The 14,272-nt window shown below is 43.3% G+C and carries 17 protein-coding genes; 9 read left to right on the top strand and 8 right to left on the bottom strand.

The features are described 5' to 3' along the window. Positions 1–9 precede the first annotated feature (9 nt). The 3 genes from tatB (at position 10) to SE27_RS04050 (ending at position 3,611) form a co-directional block, all read left to right on the top strand. Positions 10–474 (top strand): Sec-independent protein translocase protein TatB, encoded by a 465-nt coding sequence (gene tatB, locus SE27_RS04060; protein ID WP_039621100.1) that lies wholly within the window; start codon positions 10–12, stop codon positions 472–474. Next, positions 471–1,244, top strand: a complete 774-nt coding sequence (tatC, locus tag SE27_RS04055; protein WP_039621098.1) for a twin-arginine translocase subunit TatC — start codon at positions 471–473, stop codon at positions 1,242–1,244. The genes tatB and tatC overlap by 4 nt, the downstream gene beginning before the upstream one ends. A 159-nt stretch (positions 1,245–1,403) precedes the next feature. After that, positions 1,404–3,611 (top strand): PhoX family protein, encoded by a 2,208-nt coding sequence (locus SE27_RS04050; RefSeq protein WP_039621096.1) that lies wholly within the window; start codon positions 1,404–1,406, stop codon positions 3,609–3,611. A gap of 64 nt (positions 3,612–3,675) precedes the next feature. On the opposite strand, the gene SE27_RS04045 is transcribed toward SE27_RS04050, so the two are convergent. Then, positions 3,676–4,458, bottom strand: coding sequence for an NRDE family protein (locus SE27_RS04045; protein WP_039621095.1), 783 nt, complete (start codon positions 4,456–4,458; stop codon positions 3,676–3,678). Positions 4,459–4,552: 94 nt separating this feature from the next. On the opposite strand from SE27_RS04045, the gene lgt reads away from it, so the two are divergent. The 3 genes from lgt to SE27_RS13915 all read left to right on the top strand — a co-directional run bounded on the left by lgt (position 4,553) and on the right by SE27_RS13915 (position 6,180). Next, a complete protein-coding gene (gene lgt, locus SE27_RS04040) occupies positions 4,553–5,365 on the top strand; it encodes a prolipoprotein diacylglyceryl transferase (RefSeq protein WP_039621092.1) in 813 nt (270 codons plus the stop codon). A gap of 173 nt (positions 5,366–5,538) precedes the next feature. Beyond that, on the top strand, positions 5,539–5,925 hold the full coding sequence (locus SE27_RS04035; RefSeq protein ID WP_039623794.1) for an AzlD domain-containing protein: 387 nt from the start codon (positions 5,539–5,541) through the stop codon (positions 5,923–5,925). Positions 5,926–6,030: 105 nt separating this feature from the next. Further along, complete coding sequence (locus SE27_RS13915; RefSeq protein ID WP_158319088.1) at positions 6,031–6,180, top strand: hypothetical protein; 150 nt, start codon at positions 6,031–6,033, stop codon at positions 6,178–6,180. A gap of 237 nt (positions 6,181–6,417) precedes the next feature. Here the strand turns inward: SE27_RS13915 and rplT are convergent, their stop codons facing one another. Beyond that, positions 6,418–6,777, bottom strand: a complete 360-nt coding sequence (rplT, locus tag SE27_RS04030; RefSeq protein ID WP_039621090.1) for a 50S ribosomal protein L20 — start codon at positions 6,775–6,777, stop codon at positions 6,418–6,420. Positions 6,778–6,788: 11 nt separating this feature from the next. Then, positions 6,789–6,983 (bottom strand): 50S ribosomal protein L35, encoded by a 195-nt coding sequence (gene rpmI, locus SE27_RS04025; protein ID WP_039621088.1) that lies wholly within the window; start codon positions 6,981–6,983, stop codon positions 6,789–6,791. 222 nt (positions 6,984–7,205) lie between these two features. Here rpmI and SE27_RS04020 point away from each other — a divergent pair, with 222 nt between their 5' ends. Both SE27_RS04020 and SE27_RS04015 read left to right on the top strand, forming a co-directional pair. After that, positions 7,206–8,456 carry an MFS transporter gene (locus tag SE27_RS04020; RefSeq protein WP_039621085.1) on the top strand — a complete coding sequence of 417 codons (1,251 nt, stop codon included), beginning with the start codon at positions 7,206–7,208 and terminating at the stop codon, positions 8,454–8,456. Between the two features lie 113 nt (positions 8,457–8,569). Then, entirely contained in the window at positions 8,570–9,301 is a 732-nt protein-coding gene (locus tag SE27_RS04015) for a TonB family protein (protein WP_039621083.1), read from the top strand. Between the two features lie 36 nt (positions 9,302–9,337). On the opposite strand, the gene SE27_RS04010 is transcribed toward SE27_RS04015, so the two are convergent. From SE27_RS04010 to thrS, 5 genes are all read right to left on the bottom strand, one after another. Continuing rightward, a complete protein-coding gene (locus tag SE27_RS04010; protein WP_039623792.1) occupies positions 9,338–9,760 on the bottom strand; it encodes a YqaA family protein in 423 nt (140 codons plus the stop codon). Positions 9,761–9,780: 20 nt separating this feature from the next. Further along, on the bottom strand, positions 9,781–10,068 hold the full coding sequence (locus SE27_RS04005) for a hypothetical protein (protein ID WP_227504624.1): 288 nt from the start codon (positions 10,066–10,068) through the stop codon (positions 9,781–9,783). Between the two features lie 104 nt (positions 10,069–10,172). Continuing rightward, positions 10,173–10,796 (bottom strand): glutathione S-transferase N-terminal domain-containing protein, encoded by a 624-nt coding sequence (locus SE27_RS04000; RefSeq protein ID WP_039621081.1) that lies wholly within the window; start codon positions 10,794–10,796, stop codon positions 10,173–10,175. A 313-nt stretch (positions 10,797–11,109) separates the two neighbouring features. Next, positions 11,110–11,661 carry a translation initiation factor IF-3 gene (gene infC, locus SE27_RS03995; RefSeq protein WP_081406870.1) on the bottom strand — a complete coding sequence of 184 codons (552 nt, stop codon included), beginning with the start codon at positions 11,659–11,661 and terminating at the stop codon, positions 11,110–11,112. Positions 11,662–11,666: 5 nt separating this feature from the next. Next, positions 11,667–13,589, bottom strand: a complete 1,923-nt coding sequence (gene thrS / locus SE27_RS03990; protein WP_039621078.1) for a threonine--tRNA ligase — start codon at positions 13,587–13,589, stop codon at positions 11,667–11,669. 474 nt (positions 13,590–14,063) lie between these two features. On the opposite strand from thrS, the gene SE27_RS14405 reads away from it, so the two are divergent. Beyond that, positions 14,064–14,272: AMP-binding protein (locus tag SE27_RS14405; RefSeq protein WP_455549964.1), on the top strand; the 209-nt coding region annotated here is incomplete at its 3' end.

Here is a 14,272-nt window from a genome sequence, read left to right as displayed (position 1 = left end):
TTAATCGTTATGCTTAATATTGGTATGACTGAATTGCTGATGTTTGCCATCATTAGTTTGTTAATTCTTGGGCCAGACAAACTGCCGGAAGCGGCACGTTTTGCCGGAAAATTTTACGCTCAAGTGAAACGTATGATCAGCAATGTGCAGCATGATTTGGATCGTGAACTGCGTTTATCTGAACTCAGGCAACAGATGCACAGTGAAATGCAGCGTATTCAAGTATTAGAACAAAAAATGCAGGCGCAGATGCAACAACTTACTCAGCACGCGGCGATGGCACCGCGCTCTACCGCAAAAGCTACGCTATTGATTGATCAAGACAATCAGCACATCTATCACTTGATGCTACAGCCTTATCCACAGTACGTTTTTTTAAATCAGCCAAGTTCTTGTACAGATCATAGGCCACACCATGACATGCAGAGCAGCTCGATGACGCCTTCATTTCATTCATTGCAGGTGGCGGTATGAATAAATCCATAGAGCAGGACTCGCTTGGGATAGATCCAGCAGCCCATGCACTGGCAGAAATGCCGATTACCCGACATTTGATGGTCTTGCGTCAGCATTTATTTAAAATTATGGCAGTACTGATTGGGCTGTTTTTTTGTTTATTGCCGTTTGCCAATCAAACCTATCAGCTGTTGTCTGAACCGCTGCGGGCACAGCTGCCGCTGCACTCTTCCATGATTGCTACCGATGTGACCGCCACCTTTATGGCACCGTTTAAGTTAAACTTTTTTTTAGCCTTAATGCTGGCGATGCCATTTATGCTGTATCAACTGTGGTGCTTTGTAAAACCGGCGCTGTATGCCAAAGAAAAAAATCTAGCGCTGCCGTTATTGATCGCCAGTATTACGTTGTTTTATGCCGGTGTGGCCTTTGCTTATTTCATCACCTTGCCGTCTATTTTACATTTCTTTATCAGTGCCTCGCCTGAAACGGTGGCACCGATGACTGACATCAATAGTTATTTGGCTTTTTGCTTAAAACTTTTTTTGGTGTTTGGCTTTACCTTTGAAATCCCGATTTTAACGCTGTTACTGATTTTATTGGGCTGGGTGTCTACTCAACAACTGATTGAAAAACGGCGTTTTATTGTGGTGGGTTGTTTTTTCGTGGCCATGTTTGTGACGCCGCCCGATGCCTTATCGATGATTATGTTGGCCATTCCGATGTGGTTATTGTTTGAAATGGGCATCTTATTGGGCAAATTGTTGGAAAAACGGCGCAGTAGTTAACTCACCCTTCTTTTTTAAGCAGACCTCGGTCTGCTTTTTTCATCAAAATGACTTAGCTTCTTCATCAGAGTGTCACCTAAACGTCAGCTTACTGTCATCTTCTTCACCTAGATTGAAGACAACTTTATAACAAGCATAGACTTCACTTAGGAAAAGGACATGACCGATTTCACACCGCAGCCTGAAGATAACGTGTATGACAGCAATAGTTCCGGCAATAGCGAATTTAAAGACTTATTTAATAAAAATATTACCCGTCGTGACTTAATCAGTAAATCAGCAGGCGGCGCCGTGGCGTTAACCTTAGCGGCCACTTTAACCGGCTGTAATGATGAAAATAACTCTAGTGTAAATGAGGGTACACCCTCCGTGCCCGCCCCAGAACACAGTAAAGCGCCCTCCTCTTTACAGTTTAAAACCGTCGATAAAAACACCTTAAATGCTTTCACGGTTCCAGAGGGTTATCAGGCACGGGTTTTATATGCTTTGGGCGATCCTCTGACTGAAGGGTTAGCTGAATGGGATGACAACAATATTCCAAGCGGTTCAAGCTTTGCCCTGCGTTCAGGCGACAATCATGACGGTATGAGCTTTTTTGGCATGAACAAAGCCAAAGGCAATTATGATGGCAGCGTCTCAGACGAAGGCTTATTGGTACTTAATCATGAATATATCAATCAAGCCGAGCTGCATCCCAGCAACAACTCCATAAAAGCCGCAATTCGTGCCGAAGATGAAGTGATCCGTGAGGTCAATTGTCATGGCGTTTCCATCTTGCATGTGCTGAAAGACCCCATCACCCAAGAAGTTAAAATCAATAAAAGTTCGCTGTTTAATCGCCGTATTACGGCTGCTTCAAAAATTGAGTTTTCAGGGCCCGTCAAAGGTCATGCTTTGCTGCAAACCAAACTCAGTCCAGAAGGGTTATTTACCCTCGGCACACACAACAATTGTGGCAATGGCTATACACCGTGGGGCACGTATTTAACCACTGAAGAAAATTTTGATGGTTACTTAGCGCGTAATAGCAATGATGATCGAGATTTACAGGTTGAATATGCGCTGACCCGTTATAAAATTAAAAAAGGCCAATCTGCACAATATAAATGGAATACTCCGCAAGCCAGTTTACTGCCGCAAGAGATGTATCAGCGCTGGAATTCATCCATCACCGCAGCGAGCGCCGCGGAAGATTTTCGTCATTCAGCCAATAGTTTTGGTTGGATTGTCGAAATCGATCCTTTTGACAATCGTCAACTGCCGGTAAAACGTACCGCACTGGGACGCTTTGCTCATGAAGATTGCCGCGCCAGTCGCGCCATGGCCGGACAAGCATTGGCCTTTTATATGGGCGATGATTCAACCGGTGAATACATTTATAAATATGTCTCCGATGCCAAATGGGAGGTAAAAGATATCAATGGCGGCTACACAGCCGGAGATAAATACCTCAATAGTGGCACGCTATATGTCGCAAAATTTGACTTTGATGAGCGCAGTCAACAAGCCAGCGGTGAATGGCTTGAGCTGAATATTCGTGACCCGCGGATTGCCGGCTATGCAGCCTATCAATTTGCAGATCAAGCTGATGTCTTGGTACATAGCCGCTTGGCCGCTGATGCACTGGGTGCCACCAAAATGGATCGGCCGGAATGGTGTGCAGTCAATCCCAACAATGGTGAAGTGTATGTCACCTTAACCAACAATTCGAATCGCGGCAAAGCCTATCCAACCGATGCAGCCAATCCACGCCATTATTTCGATAACGACAGTGGCTCAACCAGCCTCAAAGGCAATATTAACGGACATATTATTCGTTTACGTGAGCAGAATGAACAAACCTCTGCCACGAAATTTGTTTGGGATATTTTCTTGTTTGGTGCCGAAGCTGACGCATTAAAAAATGTCAATTTATCCGGTCTCAGCGATGCCAATGATTTCTCAAGCCCCGATGGCATGTGGTTTGACCCCCGCGGTGTACTGTGGATTCAGACCGATGATGGCGCTTACACTGATGAAACCAACTGCATGATGCTGGCCGCATTGCCCGGTCAAACAGGCGATGGACAAATCGCAGCAGCTTTTTCAGGTAGCGGCATGCAAACCACACCAAGCGGTGCCATTTTAGATGACAGTAAACTACGGCGCTTTTTAACCGGACCAAGCGGGTGTGAAATCACGGGCGTGACCATGACCCCAGATTACAAAGCCATTTTTGTCAATGTACAACATCCCGGTGGCATCTGGCCGTCCAATCATCCTGCTGCGTTAAATTCGAGCAAAGGCATTGGTACGCGCCCGCGCTCTGCCACGGTGGTAATTACCCGCATCAATGGCAAAGAAATTGCAGCCGAAGCCTTAGAATAAGCCAATTCAGCCAAAACTTAAACTTCATTTTCATCCAAAAATGTCGACTTAGGGTCGGCATTTTTTATGCATGAATCGGCAGATCAATCTGTATGATCTGCCCTTGCGTTATTCCCTGTTGCGATTTTTCTTGCCAGCGCCACTGCTGCTTGTGCAGGGTTAAAAAATTAGAACAGCGTGTGCCATACATCGGACTTTGAATATAGGTCGAGGACAGTAATTCCTCCATCTCTAGACTAATACCGGTTTCTGGCAACAATTCAGTCAGCACTTTACGTTCATCTTGTAAAATATCCCACACAGTAGATTCAAGCGCTGATGGATCAAGGCGCTGATCTTGCAGCATCGGTAAAAATTCTTGGGTAAAGCGCTTACGCAAATGCGTGGTCTTTTGCCAATGCTCATTCATGGCGCCATTGGATACCACATACACCCCCGCGGCCAAAACCTGTGGCGCTTCACCGCGATTACTCATATACACCGCCTGATGCTGATCACCAAAAAAAACATTAAAACCGGCGTAGTCACATTGTCGTTGCTCTAATGCTTGGGCAAATCGAATGGGAATTAAAGCAGACTGTAAAAAATCGGCAATCAAATGGCCACGCGAAGTTGGATACTGCGTTTTATCTGTCGCATCACGAAAATTGGTCAACACGGCCCAACGTCCAGATGCAGTGACGCCCATCCACGTTCCGCCAGAGTGTAAGTCTTGTCCAGCCACAATTGGGCTATTCGGCCAAGAATGAAGCCCGACTGTTGGACGCTGATAAAACTCATCACGATTTGAAATTAAGCATAATGGCAACTCATCCAACAGCTGCCATGCCAAAGCCACAATACACATGATCCTTGCCTCGTTATCTTTACACATTGAATGTACAACATTTTTACTTACATTCAGCTAAAATCTGTGCAAAACATAATGACAAGGAACAGGAATGCTGACCTATCCCACAATTGACCCCGTCGCCATCGCACTGGGGCCGTTACAAGTGCATTGGTATGGACTAATGTATCTCTTGGCATTTTTATTTGCTTGGGGACTGGCCACCTATCGCACCAAAAAACGTGATGGCTGGACATCCGATATGGTCTCTGACCTGATTTTCTATGGTGCGTTGGGCGTAGTGGTGGGCGGTCGACTGGGCTACGTCTTTTTCTATGGTTTCGAGCAATTTCTGGCCAATCCGCTGTGGTTATTCCAAGTCTGGACCGGTGGCATGAGCTTCCACGGTGGCTTCTTGGGGGTCATGATTGCCATGCTGTTCTGGTGTAAAAAATACCAGATGACTTGGTTTCAAACGCTCGACTTTATCGCCCCTTGTGTGCCCACTGGTTTAATGTTCGGACGAATTGGTAACTTTATTGGCGGCGAGCTGTATGGTCGTCAAGTGACTGATCCCAACTTTGCCCTCGGGATGATTTTCCCCACCGATCCACTGCAACTGGTGCGTCACCCTTCACAGCTTTATCAAGCTTTGGGGGAAGGCTTAATTCTGTTTATTGTACTGTGGTGGTTTAGTGCTAAACCTCGTCCACGTATGGCCGTTTCCGCCTTATTTCTAATTGGTTACGGCATTGCGCGTTTTGTGGTGGAATTCTTCCGCGAACCAGACAATGGTCAACTGTTTATCGGCTGGATGAGTAAAGGTCAATTCCTAACCGTACCGATGATTTTGATTGGGATCTGGATGATGTGGTATGCCTATCAAAAGAAAATTTATGATTGGGGTCCATTAAAAAATAGCTAAGCTTTACTGCTGCTCTGATCAGTAAATAAAGACGCTATATAACAGTCAAAAAAGGAGATGTTTAACATCTCCTTTTTGTGTTTTATGCTCAGCATATTGTCATGCCGCAAGCGTGCTTCAATGGCTTTGCTATGCTAAAGTGCGCTCAGTTATTATTTTCCAATCAGAAGAATATGCTCGAATTTTGGTTTAATCCACACGTCTCTATGCTCCGTAAACTGATGATCTTTGCGCTCATTGCCCTTCTTACTGGCGTGCTATATCGCATGGAACCCTTAAAACTTGATGCCATTTTAATGTTCTTAGGCACAGGCATTATTTTCTTGATTTGCCGTTATTGTAAAATGCATTTTGCAAGTCAAAATCCCACCGCTTGGTTATATCGCCTGCTGACTTGGATTCCTATTGCGCTGTTAATTTCTCTGATTTTTATGCATATCCAAGAGGGTGAAATTTTACTGGCTGGTGCACAAGGCATTGGCTTTATGGCTTTAGCGATTTGTCTCTTTTCGCCCTTATCCTTACTCAATAAAAATAATCTCTCCAATGAGCAAAAATAATGTCACAGGTTTACTGCTCAGTATAAATCAGGCAACAATTTAAATTACTGCTGTGTCTAGGTAGCTGCGTAATGATGTATCTGCGTTCCGCTACAGCAACTGTCTGTGTTATTTACCGCTATAAGCTTACTGATTGCACTGACGAGATATAGCTTAAAGCGCTTAAGCCAAAATAGCACGGCGGATCAACGCTATCCAAATACCTTAACTGTATTGTTGTTTATTGCCCTACTTGCCATGGTCATTTTAATTTGAGCGCTCGCCACGCAGCACCAAATGGTTCTGGCTTTACAGATCATGGGCTTTAGCATCTTGGGCTGCTCAATCTTCAGCACATATTCAAACAATAGGCTGGCTCAAGATTAAAAGTCAGGTTTGAGTATTTATTATGCGATTGCTGGATAAGCAATTCACAGATGCAGATGACTGTTAATTTTTTTGCCATAAAAAAAACCGCTCAAGGCGGTTTTTTTTATTAATCATCAAAGATGATTAAGCAGCTAATGCTTCTTTCGCTTTTTCGGCGATTGCAGCAAATGCAACTGCATCATGCATCGCAATATAAGCTAGTACGCGACGATCGATGATGATCTGAGCTTTTTTCAAGCCAGAAATCATACGACTGTACGACAAACCATTTAGACGAGCACCAGCATTGATACGTGCAATCCACAAAGCGCGGAATTGACGTTTTTTCTGACGACGGTCACGGTAAGCATATTGACCGGCTTTAATTACTGCTTGGAACGCTACGCGATATACACGTGAACGCGCGCCGTAGTAACCTTTAGCACGAGCAAGAATTCTTTTATGACGACGATGCGCCTGGACACCACGTTTTACACGAGCCATTTATAATCTCCTTAAAGGTATGGGCACATACGGCGAACTGAAGCAACGTCACTCACGTGAACCATTACACAGCCGCGCAATTGACGAATACGCTTAGCAGATTTTTTGGTCAAAATGTGGCGTTTGAACGCTTGTTTACGCTTAAAACCGTTAGCAGTCGCTTTAAAGCGTTTAGCTGCACCACGGCGAGTTTTCATCTTAGGCATAACAACCTCTTTTGAACACCTGTTTGGAACGTTTGCACCATTGCAAAACGACCTGCAGGTAAGGGAGCGCACATTCTAATCTATCCTTGCGCAAAACGAAAGCCAATCTCATAAAATAGCGCAAAAAGCATGGCGTTAATTGGTCTATTTTTTAAGCTCAACATACACTGTTTTTATAGATTGCCCTTTATAATTATGATCCCCTCAGTCGATTGGATTGCCATGAATCCTGCACCAGATGTTTTTGCCGCACTGCGTTATCGGGACTTCTCCATTGTTACCCTAAATCAGTTTTGTTTAACCTTGGCTATTTTAATTCAAGAAATTATTGTGGCCTACTGCTTGTATCACATCACCAAAGACCCGTTAACCTTGGGATTGATTGGACTGGCAGAGGCGATTCCGTTTATTGCCTTGTCTTTATGGGGCGGCTATTTTGCCGATCGCTTTAACAAACAAACCATTATGAAAATTTGTTTGCTGTTTGCCCTGCCACTGCCTTTGGTTTTATATGCGCTGTTCCATGCTTATGCTTTGGGCCAAATCACTGTGAACAGCCTATCATGGGGTATTTATGCGGTTATTTTTGGCTTAGGTACCGTTCGTGGGTTTTATAATCCATCTGCGACCTCGTTAAAACCGTTCCTGATTCCTCGGCAGCTGTATGCCAATGGTGCAACATGGACCACTATTGGTTGGCAAAGTGGTGTGATTATCGGCCCAATGCTGGGCGGATTCATGCTGGCCTTTTTAGGTCGTGAAACCAGTTTGCTGACTGTAGCTGTATTACTGGCCATCTGTTTTATCTTAATTAATTTGCTGCAAAAGCGCAGTTTTCCAAAAATTGAAAGCACCAATTTAGCCGAAAGTTTAGGTGAAGGATTTCGCTTTATCTGGAAGACCAAAATTGTGTTGTGGGCCATTTCCCTCGATTTAGTCTCGGTACTGTTTGGCGGGGTTATTGCACTGCTGCCGATATTCGCTGAAGATATTTTAAAAATTGGCCCTGAAGGTTTGGGTTATCTGCGTGCTGCACCTTCAATTGGCGCACTGATCACCATGCTGGCACTCACCAAGTTTCCACCGACCCAACATGCTTGGCGCAACATGCTACTGGCCGTTGCCGGTTTTGGCGTATTTACACTGTTGTTTGCTTTTTCTAACCATATCGCGCTGTCGCTGTTCGCTTTAGCCATGACCGGTGCATGTGACAGTATTTCCGTGGTCATCCGACAAACCATTTTACAACTTTATCCACCAGAAAATATGCGAGGCCGGATTGCCGCAGTCAACGGTATGTTCGTCTCTTCCAGTAATGAGTTGGGTGCATTTGAATCTGGCTTGGCGGCTAAATATTTCGGCACCATTATGGCCACAGTGTTAGGCGGTGGAATCACCTTGGCGGTGGTGGTGGTCAGTTGGATAAAAACTCAGGATCTATTTGGCGTTAATATCACGGAAAAAGAGCACTAAAATAGCCAGTTTTAATTTTTAACTTGCGCGTATTTCTAATTCAGGAAATACTGCGCAGCTCTACCGCTTGGTTAGCACCATAGCCTCTGCTTCAATTCAAGAAATAAAAAATTATGAAACAAATACTGTATTTTTCTATGCTCATGGGCTTGGCCTTACATACCACAAATGCTGCAACAGCAGAAAATGCCACAGCCCTTGCGGTACAAAAAAGTGTCGCTTCAGCTGCGTATTTAACCACGCGTATTCAGTGGTTGAAATTCCCACAGCCACGCTATAAAAATGAAGACCTCAAAGAGCAAAACAGAACAGCGATTATTCGGGTCTATGCTGATGAAATGGGTACAATCAACAAAGCCACGGTGCAAGAAAGTACAGGCATTAACGCTTTAGATCAGCTACTGCTTCAAGCCGTACGTGCAGCACAAGTAAAACCACATATTGAAAATGACAGTGCCGTGCCACAAATCGGCTATCAAGCATTTAGCTTAAAATTACATGCCGAGCCAGATAACGAAAATTGCAGTTATAGCTTTGCATCTAAAAACTGGCAAGCACAGCAACAGCAGCAAAAAACTGCATTTAGCTACCGCAGCCAACCCACTTTAACTGTAGAAACCGAGCAGTTAAATGGCCATAATCGCGCGGTAAAATTCAGTTTAAAAGTTAACAAACACGGCGATGTAAAAAGCGTTAAGATCAAGCAAGGTTCCGGTATTTACGCTTTAGATCAACAAATCATACAGACCCTATCTCAAGCACAGATTGATGTACCACGTAAATGGTTGCATAAAAAATCTACGCTAAAAGATGAAATTAAGTTTGATTTGCAGCAGTGCCAGTAGTTATCGCGAACAAAGAGATGCCCCAGCATCTCTTTTTTAAAATAGATAAAAAATCCCATATAAAAATAAATAGCGCCCTACTTTGGCCAGACTCACCAGCAGTAAAAAGCGAGCAAAATTTTCTTTAAGCAGACCTGCAATTAAAGTAATGGGATCACCAATGATGGGCACCCAACTGAGCAACAAAGTCCAATAGCCATATTTTTGATAGCTTAGCTGCGCACGAGTCATCTGCTGGGCAGAAAGTGGAAACCATTTTTTATCTTTATAATGTTCAATTTTCAGACCCAAATACCAATTTACGCATGCGCCTAAAATATTACCCAGACTGGCAAAAAATAGCAGCGCAATGGCAGAGTGATGGCCTTTTGCAAGCAGTGCCAATAACACTGCTTCCGACTGCAAAGGCAAAACAGTAGCCGCAGCAAAAGCTGAGAGAAACAACACTGCATAGGCCAGCATGTTCTAAAAGACGTAAATTATAGTGCCAGTTTTTTCTTGGTTTTTTGGTACTCATAAATCGACCATAGAACAAATATAGCCATTGCGCCATAACGTGCCCATGTATAACGCTGCGCAATCAAGGCAAAGACTTTACCCGACAACACGGCACTATCGGCTTTTAGACTCTCTGCCAACAACTGCATATGCACCACTTCGGCGATATACAACAGCAAGCAACATGCGATACCAAAAATAATCGCCCAATAAATTTTCGCATTACTTTCAACAATTCGGGTTAAATTTAAGAAAGAATCTTTCATCATCATTTGATCCAGTAAAAAACCACCAGCACGGGTGGTTTATTTTGCAAGCTGAGTGGGCTTTTGAGAACAGGATTTTAGCACAAAGCAGCTCTCTATTTTTGCAATCAGTTGTTCACTTGGATCGCCAATGCACGCTGCACCGCAGGACGAGCCGTTAAGCGCTGCATATAGTCTTTTACATAGGGATAATCATCGATCTGAATTTGCTGCCATGCATAGCTTAAAATCCACGGCAGAATCGCCATATCCGCAATTGAATATTCACCAGCCACATATTTTTGACCCGTCAATTGCGTATTTAACACACCATATAATCTTTTGGTTTCATTGACATAACGTTCAATTGCATAGGGAATCTTTTCTCCTGCAAACTGACTAAAATGATGATTTTGTCCGAGCATTGGCCCAAAACCGCCCATCTGCCACATCAGCCATTGCTCTACTTCAACGCGTTGTTGTTCATCCACCGGATAAAACATGCCGGTTTTACGGCCCAAGTACTGCAAAATTGCGCCAGATTCAAAAATAGAAATCGCTTCACCGTGTGGACCATTTTGATCCACAATCGCAGGAATTTTATTGTTCGGAGAAATACGTAAAAAATCAGGTTGAAACTGATCATTATCCAAAATATTAATGGGAAAAACTTGGTATTCCAAGCCCATCTCCTCTAATGCTATGCTAATTTTATGGCCATTCGGTGTGGTCCAATAATATAGATCAATCATATGCTCTACCTTCTACTTTACGCATTTTACATCACATTATTTTACTTTATCTGTAGTTATAGCATGTTTCATTCAGATAGGTAGAGCAGTTAAAGCGCAAAATAACACGATTTATTTATCCTTATTGAGTGATTCAATCCAAGTGCAGAGCTTAAAATCATCAGTTAAATATAAGATTTTGGTGGCCGTAAAGCTAAGGGAAGCGCCAAGCCACTTCTGCGCAACCGTGTATTTGAGTAATTTTTATGCATACTAAAGTATAAAGACAAAAAAAGCACTACAGGTGTAGTGCTTTTTTTAGATCAACGAGTGCTTACTTTTTGCGTTTCGGCCCAAGCAGCATACCCATTTGACGACCTTCCATTTTCGGTGCTTGTTCGACTGTACCGTATTCAACTACGTCTGCTTCAACTTTTTGCAATTGAGCCAAACCTAATTGTTGGTGAGCCATTTCACGACCGCGGAAACGTAAGGTGATCTTTACTTTGTTCCCTTCTTCGAGGAAACGAAGAATGGCACGCAACTTGATGTTGTAATCACCAACATCTGTCGCTGGGCGCAGCTTGATTTCTTTTACCTGGACTTGATGCTGTTTTTTCTTCGCATCTTTTTGCTTTTGCTTCAGATCAAACAAATGCTTGTTAAAGTCCATGATTTTACAAACAGGCGGTTCTGCATTCGCTACGATCTCAACAAGATCAAGCTCAACTTCTTCTGCAGCACGCAACGCTTCAGCAAGTGAAACGATGCCTTTTTGTTCGCCATCTGCATCAACAAGACGTACTTCTTTTGCACGGATCTCATCATTTAATGCAGGACGATTGCTTTTAGCACCTTGTTGTTGGTTACGGTCAGGCTGTTTAATCTTTATTACTCCACAATATACCGGCCACGTTCGGCGACGGCTACTTTCACTAAGTCAACGAAGGCCTCGATTGACATAGTCCCTAAATTTGTTCCTGAGCGGGTACGTACGTTGACTGTACCTTCCTCAACTTCACGGTCTCCAAGAACCAGTAAGTAAGGAATACGCTCTAATGTACGTTCACGAATCTTAAAGCCGATTTTTTCATTTCTCAAGTCAGAAATCGCACGGATACCGTTTTCTTTAAGTTTCTCAACCACACTGCCACATGCTGCAGCTTGTGAGTCAGTAATATTCATAACACAAGCTTGTACTGGAGACAACCAAGGTGGCATAAAACCCGCATAGTGTTCAATCAGTATACCAATAAATCGCTCAAAACTACCAAGAATTGCACGATGTAACATTACCGGTTGATCACGATCGTTGTCTTCAGTGACATAAGAAGCGTCTAAACGCTCTGGCAAGTTAAAGTCACACTGAATAGTACCACATTGCCATACGCGACCTAAGCAGTCTTTCAACGAGAATTCAATTTTCGGGCCATAAAACGCGCCTTCACCCGGTTGTAAATCCCACGCAAGACCGGCTTCATCTAAGGCATCGGCCAAAGATTTTTCCGCCATATCCCAAAGCGCATCTTCACCGACACGTTTTTCAGGACGGGTCGACAATTTCATTTGTACTTCTTCAAAACCGAAGTCTTTATAGACATCTAAAGTCAATTTAATGAAGTCGGCCACTTCTTGACCAATTTGTTCTTTGGTACAGAAAATATGTGCATCATCTTGGGTAAAGCCACGCACCCGCATAATGCCATGTAGTGAACCGGATGGCTCATTACGGTGACACGAACCGAACTCTGCCAAACGAACCGGTAAATCACGATATGATTTTAAGCCTTGATTAAAGACTTGCACGTGACATGGGCAGTTCATTGGTTTTACCGCATAATTGCGATTTTCTGAATGTGTGGTAAACATATTGTCAGCATAGTTTGCTGCATGTCCGGACTTTTCCCACAGGCTAAAATCGACCACTTGCGGCGTGCGAATTTCTTGGTAGCCATTGTCTTCTTGTACTTTGCGCATGTATTGCTCAAGTACTTGATAAATGGTCCAACCATTCGGATGCCAAAACACCATTCCGGGCGCTTCTTCTTGCATATGGAATAAGTTTAACGCTTTACCAATTTTACGATGGTCGCGTTTTTCAGCTTCTTCAATGCGTTTCACATAAGCTGCAAGCTGTTTTTTATCTGCCCAAGCGGTACCATAAATACGTTGTAACTGTTCATTTTTTGCATCACCACGCCAGTATGCGCCAGAGATTTTGGTGAGCTTGAATGATTTTAAGAATTTGGTGTTCGGCACGTGTGGACCACGGCACATATCGACATAATCTTGATGATAATACAGCCCCATTTGGATTTCTTCAGGCATGTCTGCAATCAAGCGTAATTTATATTCTTCACCACGTGCGGTAAATTCTGCAATTACTTCATCACGTGGTGTCATTTTTTTCACCACATCATAATCTTGATCGATCAGCTTTTTCATGCGCGCTTCAATGGCGGCCATGTCATCTAAAGTAAACGGACGCGGCATCCAAATATCGTAATAAAATCCATCGTCAATGACTGGACCAATCACCATTTTTGCTTCTGGAAACAATTGTTTCACCGCATGTCCCACCAAATGCGCACACGAGTGACGAATAATCTCGACACCGGCATCATCTTTAGGGGTAATGATTTGCACAGTGGCATCTTCAGTAATTAACTCAGATGCATCGACCAGACGATCATTGACACGACCAGCGACTGTATTTTTGGCCAAACCAGGACCAATGCTTAACGCAAGATCCATCACAGATACGGCTTGATCAAACTGTTTTTGATCGCCATTGGGCAAGGTGATAACGGGCATATAAAAATCCTTAAGGAGTGATGCCCCGTACCATGGGGCATATCACCGCGAGATTATGATCGAGGAGAACCTCAAAAGATAAAAACGGTGGATAAATAAAATTTGCCTAGAATTTTACACGTCTTAACCCCGTGATTAAACCTTTTCTCTGATAAAATTCGTCTTTAAAATTAAAAACCAACATGAAAGCGACAGATTGACTGGAGATTTATTTTAAAGCTACGTTATAGTGATTTTTAGCAGCCCCCACTCAAAGAAGATTCATCTATGCATGGGTTAAAGTAAAATAGTTAAAAAAGCAAACAATAGAACCGCACAATTCAAAAAATCGCTTTCTTAAAAATAATTTTATTATTATTCAAATGCTTAAAAAAATCTTAAAATCGTCTCGACTAAAGCATAAATGCAATCGCTTGAAGAAGTGCCTATCGTTTTAAACAGAGATGACAATAAATACAGAAATGGAGTTCCAACATGGTCAGCGCATACGATGAATTACCCCGCACCCCCGCAAATTTTGTTGCGTTATCGCCTTTACGCTATCTAGACCGCGCAGCCCATATCTATCCCAATCAAGCAGCGATTATTCATGGTCAGCGTCAAATTACGTGGCGTGAAACTTATCAGCGTTGCCGACAATTTGCCGATCAACTCCAAAAACTGGGCATTACCAAGAACGATAC

Source organism: Acinetobacter harbinensis, from assembly GCF_000816495.1.
Classification (GTDB): Bacteria; Pseudomonadota; Gammaproteobacteria; order Pseudomonadales; family Moraxellaceae; genus Acinetobacter; species Acinetobacter harbinensis.
The sequence above is the reverse complement of the archived record's forward strand: the minus strand, read 5'-3'. Positions and strand labels throughout refer to the sequence as shown.

Bases quoted from the DNA above. Each gene is read 5' to 3' on its own strand.
- tatB (WP_039621100.1), top strand. From the start codon at position 10: ATGCTTAATATTGGTATGACTGAATTGCTGATGTTTGCCATCATTAGT.
- tatC (WP_039621098.1), top strand. From the start codon at position 471: ATGAATAAATCCATAGAGCAGGACTCGCTTGGGATAGATCCAGCAGCC.
- SE27_RS04050 (WP_039621096.1), top strand. From the start codon at position 1,404: ATGACCGATTTCACACCGCAGCCTGAAGATAACGTGTATGACAGCAAT.
- SE27_RS04045 (WP_039621095.1), bottom strand. From the start codon at position 4,458: ATGTGTATTGTGGCTTTGGCATGGCAGCTGTTGGATGAGTTGCCATTA.
- lgt (WP_039621092.1), top strand. From the start codon at position 4,553: ATGCTGACCTATCCCACAATTGACCCCGTCGCCATCGCACTGGGGCCG.
- SE27_RS04035 (WP_039623794.1), top strand. From the start codon at position 5,539: ATGCTCGAATTTTGGTTTAATCCACACGTCTCTATGCTCCGTAAACTG.
- rplT (WP_039621090.1), bottom strand. From the start codon at position 6,777: ATGGCTCGTGTAAAACGTGGTGTCCAGGCGCATCGTCGTCATAAAAGA.
- rpmI (WP_039621088.1), bottom strand. From the start codon at position 6,983: ATGCCTAAGATGAAAACTCGCCGTGGTGCAGCTAAACGCTTTAAAGCG.
- SE27_RS04020 (WP_039621085.1), top strand. From the start codon at position 7,206: ATGAATCCTGCACCAGATGTTTTTGCCGCACTGCGTTATCGGGACTTC.
- SE27_RS04015 (WP_039621083.1), top strand. From the start codon at position 8,570: ATGAAACAAATACTGTATTTTTCTATGCTCATGGGCTTGGCCTTACAT.
- SE27_RS04005 (WP_227504624.1), bottom strand. From the start codon at position 10,068: ATGATGAAAGATTCTTTCTTAAATTTAACCCGAATTGTTGAAAGTAAT.
- SE27_RS04000 (WP_039621081.1), bottom strand. From the start codon at position 10,796: ATGATTGATCTATATTATTGGACCACACCGAATGGCCATAAAATTAGC.
- thrS (WP_039621078.1), bottom strand. From the start codon at position 13,589: ATGCCCGTTATCACCTTGCCCAATGGCGATCAAAAACAGTTTGATCAA.